Origin of the sequence: Vibrio viridaestus, assembly GCF_003856525.1 — a bacterium.
GTDB classification, from domain to species: domain Bacteria; phylum Pseudomonadota; class Gammaproteobacteria; order Enterobacterales; family Vibrionaceae; genus Vibrio; species Vibrio viridaestus.
On the sequence record NZ_RJVQ01000012.1, the window covers coordinates 15,995 to 28,652 of the forward strand.

The window sequence follows — 12,658 nt, forward strand, 5'->3', positions numbered from 1 at the left end:
CACAAAAATTATTTAGATCTCAAATAAATTATTGATTAAATTTTGTTCTTAATTGATACAATTCTTAAAAATTCGCATATATTTACATTAAATATCAACCGCTTGGTTACAATCTGATATAAAAATTAGATGTGTAAATATTTGAGTTATTTCGTTTTGAGGTCTAATGCATTTATTGAGTACCTACGTCCCAATAAATGCATTTAGCGTCTTTTTATATGGTGGACGTTGCGTTACGCAGCCACTCTTTAACGTCTCCCTCTACAAGCGGCGATACATCATGCCAAACTTGTTCATGGTATTGATTCAACCATGTGATCTCACTTCCTGTGAGAAGTTCTTTTTGTATTGCCCGCTTATCAATAGGGCAGCGTGTAAGAGCTTCGAAACCACGCATATTCTTATCGCCAGCCGTTTCGACATCCACAACCAGTTCCAAGTTTTCAATTCGAATACCGAACTCGTTTTCACGGTAATAACCAGGCTCGTTAGAGACCACCATACCAGGCAGTAATGCGACCGAATTTGGTGCTTTACTAATTCGCTGTGGTCCTTCGTGAACACTTAAACAATGTCCGACACCATGTCCTGTACCATGATCAAAGTCATAACCATTTGTCCACAAATATTGGCGAGCCAGAGCATCAAGTTGATGTCCGCTTGTTCCTGCTGGAAACTTAGCGGAAGCGAGCGCAATATGACCTTTCAGTACCAGTGTAAATAAGGTTTTCATCTCATCCGTTGGAGTACCGATAGCGACCGTTCTGGTGATATCGGTAGTTCCGTCTTGATAATGACCACCCGAATCAACCAAATACAGAGAATTTAAGCTTAAAATCCCCGGTTTAGGCTGATTAATGTGATTGTAATGACACATCGCAGCATTTGTTGCAGCAGCCGAAATGGTATCAAAACTCAGATCAACCAGCGTTGGATCCTGACGGCGAAACGCCTCTAGCTGATCAGACAGCGTTGCTTCATCCAATTCACTATTTTTCTCTACTTGTCCGTCCAACCAACATAGAAATTGAGCCATAGCTGCTCCATCTCGAATGTGGCAGGCTTTCATGCCAGTCACTTCTGCACGATTCTTTGCAGCCTTAGGCAACGTACAAGGATCGGCGATATCAATAATAGTAGCGCCATTGTTTTGCAATTGGAGTTTAAACCAAGCGTTGCTGCTACTCGTGTCTAGAATGACCTTCTTACCATTCATTGCTTCGAGAGCCTGAGTTAGGCTATCTGGCGCACATATGTTTACACCAGCGCCTACATGCTCATGAAAGCCATCAGCAACACGGCTTTCATCAATAAAGTAGTCTACGTCACCCGATTGATAAATAATGGCATGAGACAAAATAACCGGGAGTCTTGCTACATCAAGTCCGCGGATATTTAGTAGCCAGCCAATCGAATCTAACTGGGTGAGAACTGCGCTATCAGCACCTTTCTCTTTTAATAAGTTAGCGATAGATGCGCGCTTATCTTTGCTACTTTTTCCAGATGTCTCATCTGGCATCAGAACCATGTCGGATAATGTCGGCTCTGGTCTATTTTCCCACAGTAAGTCAATCGGGTTCGCTGCAACGGGGTGCAATTCGTATTCTGGAGCCAGGACTTCTTGGGCATTGTTAACCCAAGACGCTCTATGCATTTTAGGGTCAAAGCCTATCTTCGCTCCTAAAGGGAGCTGTTCTTTAAGCCAGTCTAGATAAGGCTCATCAATTAAATGATGATATTCAAAGCAGACCGCTGGCGTTTGTTTCGTTACTTGAACGGTATATCTTCCATCTACAAAGATCGCTGCGTTGTCCTGAGTCACTATTGCAGCACCGGCAGAGCCAGTAAAACCAGATACCCATTCAAGTCTTTCATTATGTTTTGGCAAGTATTCACCGAGATACTCATCTTCATGAGGAACGATAAAAGCATCTAATTGGCTTTCACTCAGCCAGTTTCGGAGCTTTTTCAGGTTGTCCGTTATCGCATTTGCCATATTTATTTTCCATATTGTATATAAAAACAATGAGTTATTATTTTAGTTCTTCTATATTATATAATTCATTGCTTTCAAGTTTAAGCTACGCTTTTTTATTTGTCCGTGCAATTGAATGTAATTGTATGGACGCGGATTAGTAAAAAAGTGTCGTATTGAATACCAATATTGACAGTTTACTAACTTGATGACTATAAATAGTGTGTCAAACTGTTTATAAGGTGGCGTAATCACTGTATATTAGCGCTGCCACAAAAATAATATTGATCAGCATAAATAATTCCCTTTCAATTTTTTATATCTTGGATATCACGCGAATGTCGATGACAACCTATGAGATGGCTCGTGTATTAGAGCAACTGGAAGACTCTCCAGAAAAGGTGATGTTTGGTAAACTTTTAAATGAACTTGGTAATCAGAGCGGAGAACGTATCAGAAGCGCTGCAAAACAAGTCCCACTACATGTTCTACGCGATTTAGTATTTCAATTTGAGGAAGTTATTGAATCCAGAAAAGGCGAGCAAGTTGAAGTTTTAGCAAAAGAACTTGCTGCCCAAGGTATTTCAGCAGACGACCTGCGTAACTATTTAAATAAGTAATATCTATTTAATAAATATATCATTTTAGCTCAGGAATATATCCTGAGCTATGGATTAACATTTCTGTTTATCGGGTTTTGCAACGATATTAATGTTTCCGTTGATTGGACTTCATCTATTGCCTGAAGTTTATCGATCAACACATATTGTAATTCTTCAATTGAACGACACATTAATTTAGCAAATATATTATAGGCTCCAGTTGTATAGTAGGCCTCTACCACTTCATCTAATGCATTCAGTTTTTCTAGTGCTGAGTGATAATCGCGCGCAGCATTTAGATTGATACCAATAAAACAACAGACGTCATAGCCAAGTTTCTTTGTATTAACAACGACTTCTGTTTTCTGAATAATATCCGCAGCTTTCATTTTTTCGATGCGCACGTGAATTGTTGCTGGGCTTACATTAAACTGCTTTGCCATTTCCGCGTAAGGAGTTCTTGCATCATTCATTAAAATTTTGAGAATAGCTCTGTCCAAGTCGTCCAGCTTTGCTGCGTTGGATTGCATATAATTATCCTATAGGGCACGTTTATTGGTGGTTAGTTTACCACTGGATTATTCAAAAATAATTGGTATCGGTACATAAGTTCTGCCGATATTATAATTTCTATTTAATTAGTTGGAGTCATTCTTGTGCAAATTCAACTCATCTCCGAGGTTAGCGACGCACAATATCTCAATGATATCGCAGAAAAATGGGCGCTTGAGCATTCTAACTCCAGTGTGTTTGCTTTGGTATGGACCGGGGAACGAATTGAACTAAGAAAGACGGATGAACCCAAACTCGGCGCTATAGCGGTGGATTGGGTATCTGGCGCAGTGGCTCATCGCCGCAAGTTCGGTGGTGGCAAAGGGCAGTCGATTGCAAAGGCGGTCGGTCTGAATAAAGGTGTTACACCGACAATACTTGATGGGACCGCTGGGTTAGGTCGAGATTCTTTTGTCTTTGCTTCGCTAGGTTGTCAGGTTTATATGGTTGAACGTCATCCTGTCGTAGCGGCTATGCTTGCTGATGGGCTACGACGAGCGCAGCAAGATGAAGAAATTGGCACTTGGGTAACAGAGCGTGTCACGTTAATCCATGAGTCTAGCCATAATGCGTTACTCAAGTTAGCTCAAGATAATCAGTTTACTAAACCGGATGTTGTGTATTTAGACCCTATGTATCCACACCCTGAGAATAAGAAAAAGTCGGCATTAGTTAAAAAAGAAATGCGTGTCTTTCAGGATCTGGTGGGCAAGGACATGGATGCAGATGAATTACTTACACCTGCTCTCGAGTTGGCACAGAAGCGCGTTGTCGTTAAGCGTCCTGACTATGCTGATGTGTTGGGGGGAGTTGAGCCGAATATGAAGATTGAGACTAAAAAAAATCGGTTTGATGTGTACGTAAAAGCATCTATGAAATAATCCTCTTGCTATTTTAATCAATGCTCAGTATATAGCTAATAAGAATCATTATTACTTTCTGGGTGCTGTGTGAGTAAAAGTCTGTGTAAGTTTCGCCGCACGGAGATCGTCGGTCAAATTCAACAAATTCAGAGTATGGTCGAAGCGCCAAAATACGTTTGTAAGAGCTGTGCTCGCGTTGCAAATCGGGCCTCGTTTTTATGCAAGCCAATGGAAATGGACTTAAAAGCGCAAAGTAGTGAGACAGTTTCTGATGTGCAAAAAAAGGCCTTAAAGGCTCAGAAAAAGCGCAATAAGAAATTGAAGAAACTGCTTAAAGAGCAAAAAAAATTATTGAAAAAACAAGATAAGCTAGTGGAAAAAATAGAACGAAGTAAGTATTCACTATCCAGTAAAGTTCATTAAAAAGGCCTCTGAGAGGCCTTTTTCTATTTTAGGGTTTGTCATGTACTTTAATAACTGGCTTCGACTTTTCTTTTAATCCAAGTCTCATTCAACCACAGTGAAAACATTATGATCATTCCACCTGCGATCAGATTTATTAGGTCGATTTCGCGGTTCCAGATGACTATGTTGACGATCAATCCTGCGGGGACTAAAACATTATTCATAATGGCTAACGCGCCAGCATTGACCATACACGCGCCTTTATTCCATGCAAAATAGCCCAATCCTGATGCGATAAGTCCTAAGTAAATCAGGATCCCCCATTGCGTATTGGTGGTCGGTAATTTTTCAGTATTACCGAGTAAAGCAAAGGCAATAACTGCAACAATTAGCGCGCCGAGATAAAAGTAGCCAAAAATTGAGTGATGAGGGATATCAATTTTACTGTTTTGCATATCCTCCATGATCTTCTTATAGCCGACCTGACCGATAGCGAAGCAAATATTCGCTCCCTGTACGACCAGAAAACCGACAATAAAGTTTTCGGTGATATCGGTTCTTTTGATCACGACCGCGCCAATTACCGCGATCGCTGCAGTAACTAGATACCAGGCAGAAAAGCGTTTTTTTAGTAAGTCATAAATCAGCGTGACATAAATTGGTGTAAATACGGAAAACAGCAATACTTCAGGCACGCTCAAAAGAACAAACGATTTATAGTAAAAGCAATACATCAAGCCTAGCTGGATACCACCGATGGTGGCCAGTTTAGCGATAAGCTTTGTTGGAACACCTTTAAATTTTAGGAAAGGCAGGAATACCAGACTAGCGAGTGCAATTCGCATCAGAACGGAAAACCAAGAATCAACCTGACCGGCAAGGTAAACACCGATCAGGCTGAATGAGAATGCCCATAGAAGGGTCACTGCAGATAAATAGGCCATAATTGTTTTTGTTTAATGTTGAGCAATAATGGCGAGCAGTTTAACTAAGTTTTGACTTGGCGTCAGTCGTCTTTAAGAGGTACGACCAAAATATCAACTGGAGAACAGTTGAGGATGAGTTTAGTGGACGAAAGTAGCTTACTCCAAAAGTCTTGGTGATGACCAAGAATAACCAGGTCGATTTTATACTCGTTGACGGTATCACAAATTTCACTGCTCAAATCGCCGCTGCCGACTAAACGGTGACGGATAGGATAATCAGCATAATCCTCTAACTTTTGAAGTTCGCTTTGAGCCATTTCCATTGAGTGGTTCTGTGTATCAACTAAGTTGATGTCGATTAGGCCAGTATACAATTCAGCGTAATTCACATCGATATGAATAAATGAAAGCTTCGCACCAAGCGGCTTCGCTAACATTACAGCTCGGTCGATAAGACGATGACTGTCTTCAGACAAGTCCACAGCTACGAGAATATGTTTGTAACACATAACGCGCTCCTTTTTAGAAAAGTCATTCCACTTTAGCAGTCTTGTAGCACAAATGTTGTTGTTTGGATCTCAATTCCGAGGTTAATGAGTCATTTACGCTTTCATGTGGTTTCACCTCATAACATGTTATAGTTTAGGGAGTTATATATTCACATTGGAGATAGATATGTTATCAAAAGCCATGGTTGATCAATTAAATGATCAAATTAACCTCGAATTTTTTTCATCCAATCTATACTTACAAATGAGTGCTTGGTGTGAAGATAAAGGTTTCGAGGGTGCAGCGGCATTTTTGCGAGTTCATGCTCAGGAAGAAATGCAACATATGCACCGTTTATTCACTTATGTAAGTGAAACTGGTGCGCTGCCTATTTTAGGTGCTATTGATGCGCCTAAACACGACTTCTCTGGCTTAGGAGACGTGTTCCGCGAAACATACGAGCATGAGCAGATGATTACACAGAATATAAATAAGTTAGCTCATGTTGCTTTTACATCTCAGGATTACTCAACTTTTAATTTTCTTCAGTGGTACGTTGCAGAGCAGCATGAAGAAGAGAAGTTATTCAAAGGGATTTTAGATAAGTTAGAACTTGTTGGTGAAGATGGAAAAGCGTTGTTCTTTATCGATAAAGATCTAGCGGCAATGGCAAACAAAAGCTCATCTTCTGTCATGGATGCCCAGGCTGAGTAATCTCAGCGAAAAGACACTGTGATGCACTGTCGTCTTTTCTCTCTGGCTATTGTGACGAAGTAGGGAGGAATAGATGATAAGTGGAGATACCATTTTATTCGTGCTTATGCTTATTACTCTTGTAAATATTGCAAGAGGCCTCACTGCATTAAGAACATTAATATACATCATGCGTGAAGCACACCCGTTGCTTTATCAGCAGGTTGATGGTCCCGGTTTCTTTAAAGTCCACGCGAATGTGGCTAAGCAGGTGCGGCTGTATCATTATTTGAAGAGTCGAGAATACGCAAATCATCATGATGAAACATTCATCTACAAGTGTGAGAAAGTCAGACAGCTCACGGTGCTGTCCTGTGCTTTGGTGGTGGTGACGATGTTCGCTGGTATCTTGCTATGAGCTAAGTTGGCAAAGCAAGGCTTTGTTGATTAAAATGACGCCCAATTAAAAAGGATGTGCCTACGCACATCCTTTCTTTTGTCTGATTGAGTGACGGAAATGAGTGAAAAAGTAGATGTAGTGGTAATTGGTGCGGGTGCGGCTGGATTGATGTGTGCTGCTCAGGCTGGGAAAAGAGGCCGACGTGTGCTGGTTATTGACCACGCGAAGAAACCGGGACGTAAAATCCTAATTTCTGGTGGTGGTCGTTGTAACTTTACCAATTATGATGTCTCCGCCAATAACTATCTTTGCAGCAATAGCCATTTCGTGAAATCAGCGCTCTCTCAGTACACCAACTGGGACTTTATCTCTTTAGTCAGTAAATACGATATTGCCTTTGAAGAGCGCGACCATGGCCAACTGTTTTGCCTCGATTCTGCAAAAGATATTGTTAACCTGCTGATGGAAGAGTGTCGTCTGCCAACCATCGATTTTCGCTATCAAGTGGATATCCAGAACATTGAAAAAACCGAGTCAGGCTTTCGTTTTCTTGCCAATGGCATTGAGATCGAATGTGAATCACTGGTGGTTGCCACGGGTGGCTTATCAATGCCAAAATTAGGTGCAACACCTTTTGGTTACAAGGTGGCCGAAAGCTTTGGACTGAAAGTACATCCTACCTGTGCCGGACTGGTTCCATTCACTCTGCATAAAGAAGATAAAGAGCAGTTTGCTCCATTATCTGGTGTTGCGATTCCGGTTGTGATGACCGCAGAGGATGGTACTTCGTTTAAAGAAGCGCTTCTGTTTACCCATCGAGGTTTGTCTGGTCCGTCTGTACTGCAAATTTCTTCCTACTGGAAACCAGGCCAACCCGTTACTGTTGATTTGGTTCCTGATGATGATATCTCGCTCTTACTTGAGCGATCACGAGAAAAGCATCCCAATCAAACTCTGAAAAATACCTTAGCGAAGGTATTACCTAAAAGGGTTGTTGAGGTACTTATCGAACGTAAAGACTTAGAAGATAAGCCGCTTAAGCAGTTTAATCCACGTGAGCTACAGTCGATTGTCGATACGTTATCCGCATGGACGATTATCCCGAATAGTACCGAGGGCTATCGTACGGCAGAGGTGACTTTAGGTGGCGTTGATACCGATGCGCTTTCATCAAAAACCATGGAGTGTAAATCAGTTAAAGGGCTGTTCTTTATCGGTGAAGTGATGGATGTCACCGGTTGGCTCGGAGGCTACAATTTCCAATGGGCATGGTCATCCGGCTGGGTCGCAGGGCAGTGGGTTTGATCTAAATTTCAAAAGTTAGAGGAGTGTTTCTTCTTTGTGTGAGTTTAGTTGAGCATTTCCCGCTGAAAAATACTTCAAGAAATGGGAGGTACCTATGGATGCAGATCAAATAAATCAGGTTGTAGGATACGTCGGAGCCATAGTACTTGCTGGAATCTCAATGGCCGTAGTTTTCAGAAGAGAAAAACAGCTTGATGATCCTGATGATGACAGCGTCGTTTATTTGGAACAACTATTGAAAGTAACCAACTTGCATACTGAAGGTAAGTACCTTGTTAGGATACTGAGACAAAGTGGTAACCTACAAAAAGAGGACCAGATTTTCTATTCTCCAGAAGCTGCGATTAAAGCTGCTATTGCTACGTTTAAGAGAGCTAAAATTGAATATGTATTTATTACAGATAACACTGAAACTCAATTTTGTTTTCGTAGACCTTATTACCATCACGGTGGTAAAGCTGAGGGAAGGAAAGTGGGCAGTGTCGAAATCTATAAAGTGGAATGAAATAATATAACTTATTGTATTTTAATTGCTTTTATGATGTTAAACCGAGTTGTCTATGGGGCGATGAGGAATATTCTTAGCCATAAAAAAAGTCCCTTGAGATACGAGATCCCAAGGGAAATGCCATCATTTGAGCATTAAATACCACATGTCTAAACTTTTACACTTTGCGTGACGCCTGTTTGTAACGGTCGAAGATAACCGCTGCGAGTAAGATGGCACCACGAACTACGTATTGAGCGAACGGAGACATATTGAGAAGGTTCATTGCGTTTTCTACCGTTCCCAGAATCAGAACCCCAGCGATAACGTAGGACACTTTACCTACACCACCTTTGAGTGATACACCGCCAAGAACACAGGCAGAGATAACGACTAGCTCAAAACCGACCGAGGTCATTGGCTGTCCACTGGTCATTCGAGCTGCCAGAATGACGCCAGCTAAGGCGGAGATAAAACCGGATACGGTGAAGATGAGCATTTTGGTTTTTACTACATTCACACCAGCCAGTTTTGCTGCATCCTCGTTACCACCAATCGCTAGCGTGTTGCGACCATAAACGGTTTTATTCAGTAGGAATGCAAACACAGCGAACGTGATGATGGTAAGCCAGATTGGGGTTGGAATACCCACGATAGAGGAGTTACCCAGAGCAAAGAAGCTTTCCTCAGTGATACCAACTGCTTTACCGTCGGAGATGATGTAGCCAAGACCACGCGCGATCTGCATCGTTGCCAATGTTGTGATTAGGGCATTTACCTGCAGCTTCGCAATAACAAAGCCATTAAGCAGACCGAATGCCACACCTGACAGCAGACCTGCTCCAATACCCAGTACGACACTGCCAGTTGCGTTGATAGCGACGGCGGTGACCACACCAGCACAGGCGATGACTGACGCAACAGACAGGTCAAGGTCGCCACAAGCCAAGCAGAACAGCATGGCACAAGCGACCATTCCACTCATGGATATCGCCAGGCCTAAGCCTTTCATATTGATAAAGGTTGCAAAGTAAGGGACAAAAAATGCGCATAGTAAAAACAAGCCTGCAAAGACCATGAGCATGCCAAATCTATCCCAGATGTGAGATAAATCGAACGACGATTTTTTCTCACTCTTATCGAATTTCGTAGTACTTGTAGTAGTCATAGGATCTTTCCTCTTAGGCAGCTGCATGTTTTGTTCCTAGCATGGCCAAGCGCAATGCAGTTTGCTCATTAAACTCAGAACGTTGTAGTTCACCTGTAACCGCGCCATCTTTCATGACCATAATCCGGTCGGAAATACCCAAAACCTCAGGTAAGTCACTGGAGATAACCAGCACGGCGACACCGTTTTCAGCGAGTTTAAATATCAGTTCATAAATTTCAGATTTAGCACCAACATCGATACCTCGTGTTGGCTCATCAAGTAGAATGACTTTCATATCGGTGGATAGCCAACGAGCCAGTATGACTTTTTGTTGGTTACCGCCAGAGAGTTCACCGATGGCCTGAGCCAGATTGGCTGCTTTGACATTAAGTGCACTGCATTGAGAAGCGGCATTTTCTCGTTCCCAACCATCATTGATCACGCCACCTAATTTAAGAAAGTTAGGTCGCGCACTGATATTGGCGTTTTCCTGCACAGACAGAATGGGGACGATACCATCAGCTTTTCGGTCTTCAGGGCAAAGCGTTATACCTGCCTTGATGGCATCTTTAGGGGTTTTTATGCGTGCTTTCTCGCCAAATACGTATACATCTCCGGATTCGGGCTTTTCAGCGCCAAAGACGAGGCGAGTCAATTCTGTGCGGCCAGCACCGACTAATCCGAACAGACCAAGAATTTCACCTTTACGTATCTCAAGAGACAGTGGAGATGACAGTCCTGGACCTTGAATATTGTCGAGTCTCAGCCCGCTATCGCCATATTCTCTTGAGCGATAATTGAAGATGTCGTTGATTTCACGGCCAACCATCAACTCGACCAGGCGATCCTGTGTCAATGTGTTGAGATCGGTGAAGGTTTGAACGTGAGTTCCGTCTTTAAAAATTGTAATCGCATCACAAAGCTCAAAAATCTCTTCCATGCGGTGTGATACATAAAGAATGATCTTGCCGCTGTCACGCAGTTCTCTGATCACTTTGAATAGGTTTTCAATTTCGCGTTGAGACAAGCTACTTGTGGGCTCATCAAACGCAATAATTTTTGCATTGCGGCTTAGCGCTTTTGCAATTTCGACCATCTGCCACTGACCAATAGAAAATTCTTTTAGTGGGCGAGAAGGGTCAAAATCTTCGCCCAATCGTTCTAACTGGATACGGGCATTCTTGTTCAGTGTATCGGTGTCTACTTTGCCACCTTTGGTTGGCAGTTGTCCGAGATAGATGTTCTCTGCCACACTTAATTCTGGAACCAGATTCAGCTCCTGATAAATGATGGCGATACCTTGCTCTAATGCATCAACCGCATTAGAAAATGCATATTGTTTATCATCAACTTTGATGTGTCCTTCAGTTGGCTGGTAGAGCCCGCTGAGTATTTTTAGCAGGGTTGATTTTCCTGCGCCATTTTCTCCCATCAGAGCATGAACACTGCCACTATCTGCACGAAAACTGATGTTAGATAACGCCTTAACACCCGGAAAGTGTTTGGAAATCTGGCAAAATTCTAAGTAAGAGGGTGAAGTAGCCATAATCTGGCCTCCTGTATACTAAAGCAGCGGCATGTCGCATGGTGTGCTGTCCATGCCGCTATACGGGAACGAAAGTTAAAGTCCTTTTTTCTCTAATTCCGCTTTGTAGTTGTCTCTTGTAATCAGAACGACGTCTGTTACTTCGACGAACTTGTTAGGTTCAACATCATCTTTTACCCATTTATAAAGGGATTCGATGCTCTTGAATCCATGTACGTCAGGACTTGGTAAAAGAGAGCCGTAGAAACCGGTTGGTTTCGCTTTAGCGAGTTCGTTAACAGCATCCACACCGTTGATACCAATGCCGATAACGTTTTCTGCGTTAAATCCTTGACCTTCAGTTGCTCGAATGCCACCAAGAACTGTGTTGTCATTCATACCAACCACAAGCCAGTGTTTAACAGCTGGATACTGAACAAGAAGGGAGTTAGCTGCGTCTAAAGCACCCGGGATATCGTTGGTTTTGGTTGGGACGCGATAAATTTGGTCGGCTGGGAAACCCGCTTCTTTCAGTGCTTTCACTGAGCCATCAACGCGGCGACGAGCTGTATCAAGTTCGTCAGCAGTAATCGCCATGACTGCCGATTCTTTTGGATCCCAGCCGCGTTTGCTCATTTCTTTATACAGTTCTTGTCCTTGACGATAGCCAATTTCACTTGCTGCCATCATCACCAACGGAACATCTTTCATTGGTTCGCCTTTCGCGTTCAGAAACTGATCGTCGACGGTGATGACTTTGAGGTCATAGCTTTTTGCTTTGGCCATAATCGCTGGACCTAATTTAGGGTCAGGAGTACAGATAACAAAACCTTTCGCGCCACTGGCTGCGAGAGTGTCGATTGCGTTAAGTGTTTTCTCTCCATCCGGTACGGCCATTTTGATTACTTCAAAGCCATATTTTTCGCCGGCTTTTTCCGCAAAGCTCCATTCTGTTTGGAACCAAGGCTCTTCAGGTTGTTTCACTAAGTAGCCAAGTTTAAGTTCGTCATCATTGCTTCCAAAAAAAGCATGAGCAGAAGCACTTAATAGTGCAGCGCCAGTTAAAGCAGCGACAGCGAGCGTTTTTTTAATCGTCTTCATAGTGCTATTCCATCCACTTTTTATAAGTATGTAGGGTTTGTTTCGAAATCATTATTTGTTGAAGTAACTATTGATTGAAGTGATGAAAATCACACCAGAAAAATGTAGCAATTTTATCCATGTATATAGCCTAACTGGCTATGATGCAGATCCCATTTAAGCTCACCATGCTGCATATGAAATGC

14 protein-coding genes are annotated in these 12,658 nt (G+C 42.4%); 7 read left to right on the top strand and 7 right to left on the bottom strand.

The genetic code is table 11. The annotated features are described in order from the left end of the window. Positions 1–214: 214 nt before the first annotated feature. Positions 215–1,996 carry an aminopeptidase P family protein gene (locus EES38_RS18920; protein WP_124938783.1) on the bottom strand — a complete coding sequence of 594 codons (1,782 nt, stop codon included), beginning with the start codon at positions 1,994–1,996 and terminating at the stop codon, positions 215–217. Between the two features lie 317 nt (positions 1,997–2,313). Here EES38_RS18920 and tsrA point away from each other — a divergent pair, with 317 nt between their 5' ends. Further along, positions 2,314–2,595, top strand: coding sequence for an H-NS-like global regulator TsrA (gene tsrA / locus EES38_RS18925; RefSeq protein WP_124938784.1), 282 nt, complete (start codon positions 2,314–2,316; stop codon positions 2,593–2,595). Between the two features lie 47 nt (positions 2,596–2,642). Here the strand turns inward: tsrA and asnC are convergent, their stop codons facing one another. Continuing rightward, complete coding sequence (gene asnC / locus EES38_RS18930; RefSeq protein WP_124938785.1) at positions 2,643–3,107, bottom strand: transcriptional regulator AsnC; 465 nt, start codon at positions 3,105–3,107, stop codon at positions 2,643–2,645. Positions 3,108–3,233: 126 nt separating this feature from the next. Between asnC and EES38_RS18935 the strand changes: the two genes are divergently transcribed. Together EES38_RS18935 and EES38_RS18940 are read left to right on the top strand one after the other, a co-directional pair. Beyond that, positions 3,234–4,010 carry a class I SAM-dependent methyltransferase gene (locus EES38_RS18935; RefSeq protein WP_124938786.1) on the top strand — a complete coding sequence of 259 codons (777 nt, stop codon included), beginning with the start codon at positions 3,234–3,236 and terminating at the stop codon, positions 4,008–4,010. Between the two features lie 69 nt (positions 4,011–4,079). Then, positions 4,080–4,415 carry a hypothetical protein gene (locus EES38_RS18940; RefSeq protein ID WP_124938787.1) on the top strand — a complete coding sequence of 112 codons (336 nt, stop codon included), beginning with the start codon at positions 4,080–4,082 and terminating at the stop codon, positions 4,413–4,415. A 47-nt stretch (positions 4,416–4,462) separates the two neighbouring features. Here EES38_RS18940 and EES38_RS18945 read toward each other — a convergent pair whose 3' ends face one another. Further along, positions 4,463–5,341, bottom strand: coding sequence for a carboxylate/amino acid/amine transporter (locus tag EES38_RS18945; RefSeq protein ID WP_124938788.1), 879 nt, complete (start codon positions 5,339–5,341; stop codon positions 4,463–4,465). Positions 5,342–5,403: 62 nt separating this feature from the next. Next, the gene (locus tag EES38_RS18950) at positions 5,404–5,832 is read right to left on the bottom strand and encodes a universal stress protein (RefSeq protein ID WP_124938789.1); all 429 of its coding nucleotides are present in this window, start codon (positions 5,830–5,832) and stop codon (positions 5,404–5,406) included. Positions 5,833–5,998: 166 nt separating this feature from the next. Here EES38_RS18950 and ftnA point away from each other — a divergent pair, with 166 nt between their 5' ends. From ftnA to EES38_RS18970, 4 genes are all read left to right on the top strand, one after another. Next, entirely contained in the window at positions 5,999–6,526 is a 528-nt protein-coding gene (gene ftnA, locus EES38_RS18955) for a non-heme ferritin (RefSeq protein ID WP_124938790.1), read from the top strand. Between the two features lie 73 nt (positions 6,527–6,599). Then, a complete protein-coding gene (uspB, locus tag EES38_RS18960; RefSeq protein ID WP_124938791.1) occupies positions 6,600–6,923 on the top strand; it encodes a universal stress protein UspB in 324 nt (107 codons plus the stop codon). Positions 6,924–7,022: 99 nt separating this feature from the next. Then, positions 7,023–8,210, top strand: a complete 1,188-nt coding sequence (locus EES38_RS18965; RefSeq protein WP_124938792.1) for a BaiN/RdsA family NAD(P)/FAD-dependent oxidoreductase — start codon at positions 7,023–7,025, stop codon at positions 8,208–8,210. A gap of 94 nt (positions 8,211–8,304) precedes the next feature. Continuing rightward, entirely contained in the window at positions 8,305–8,715 is a 411-nt protein-coding gene (locus EES38_RS18970; protein WP_124938793.1) for a hypothetical protein, read from the top strand. A 160-nt stretch (positions 8,716–8,875) separates the two neighbouring features. On the opposite strand, the gene araH is transcribed toward EES38_RS18970, so the two are convergent. The 3 genes from araH to EES38_RS18985 all read right to left on the bottom strand — a co-directional run bounded on the left by araH (position 8,876) and on the right by EES38_RS18985 (position 12,473). Beyond that, a complete protein-coding gene (araH, locus tag EES38_RS18975) occupies positions 8,876–9,865 on the bottom strand; it encodes an L-arabinose ABC transporter permease AraH (protein WP_124938794.1) in 990 nt (329 codons plus the stop codon). A gap of 13 nt (positions 9,866–9,878) precedes the next feature. Further along, positions 9,879–11,393, bottom strand: coding sequence for an L-arabinose ABC transporter ATP-binding protein AraG (gene araG / locus EES38_RS18980; RefSeq protein WP_124938795.1), 1,515 nt, complete (start codon positions 11,391–11,393; stop codon positions 9,879–9,881). A 75-nt stretch (positions 11,394–11,468) separates the two neighbouring features. Then, positions 11,469–12,473: an arabinose ABC transporter substrate-binding protein gene (locus EES38_RS18985; protein WP_124938796.1), complete on the bottom strand. Its 1,005-nt coding sequence runs from the start codon at positions 12,471–12,473 to the stop codon at positions 11,469–11,471. Positions 12,474–12,658: the final 185 nt, after the last annotated feature.

Excerpts from the sequence above, each read along its gene's own strand:
- EES38_RS18920 (WP_124938783.1), bottom strand. The coding sequence starts at position 1,996 with ATGGCAAATGCGATAACGGACAACCTGAAAAAGCTCCGAAACTGGCTG.
- tsrA (WP_124938784.1), top strand. The coding sequence starts at position 2,314 with ATGTCGATGACAACCTATGAGATGGCTCGTGTATTAGAGCAACTGGAA.
- asnC (WP_124938785.1), bottom strand. The coding sequence starts at position 3,107 with ATGCAATCCAACGCAGCAAAGCTGGACGACTTGGACAGAGCTATTCTC.
- EES38_RS18945 (WP_124938788.1), bottom strand. The coding sequence starts at position 5,341 with ATGGCCTATTTATCTGCAGTGACCCTTCTATGGGCATTCTCATTCAGC.
- EES38_RS18950 (WP_124938789.1), bottom strand. The coding sequence starts at position 5,832 with ATGTGTTACAAACATATTCTCGTAGCTGTGGACTTGTCTGAAGACAGT.
- ftnA (WP_124938790.1), top strand. The coding sequence starts at position 5,999 with ATGTTATCAAAAGCCATGGTTGATCAATTAAATGATCAAATTAACCTC.
- uspB (WP_124938791.1), top strand. The coding sequence starts at position 6,600 with ATGATAAGTGGAGATACCATTTTATTCGTGCTTATGCTTATTACTCTT.
- EES38_RS18965 (WP_124938792.1), top strand. The coding sequence starts at position 7,023 with ATGAGTGAAAAAGTAGATGTAGTGGTAATTGGTGCGGGTGCGGCTGGA.
- EES38_RS18970 (WP_124938793.1), top strand. The coding sequence starts at position 8,305 with ATGGATGCAGATCAAATAAATCAGGTTGTAGGATACGTCGGAGCCATA.
- araH (WP_124938794.1), bottom strand. The coding sequence starts at position 9,865 with ATGACTACTACAAGTACTACGAAATTCGATAAGAGTGAGAAAAAATCG.
- araG (WP_124938795.1), bottom strand. The coding sequence starts at position 11,393 with ATGGCTACTTCACCCTCTTACTTAGAATTTTGCCAGATTTCCAAACAC.
- EES38_RS18985 (WP_124938796.1), bottom strand. The coding sequence starts at position 12,473 with ATGAAGACGATTAAAAAAACGCTCGCTGTCGCTGCTTTAACTGGCGCT.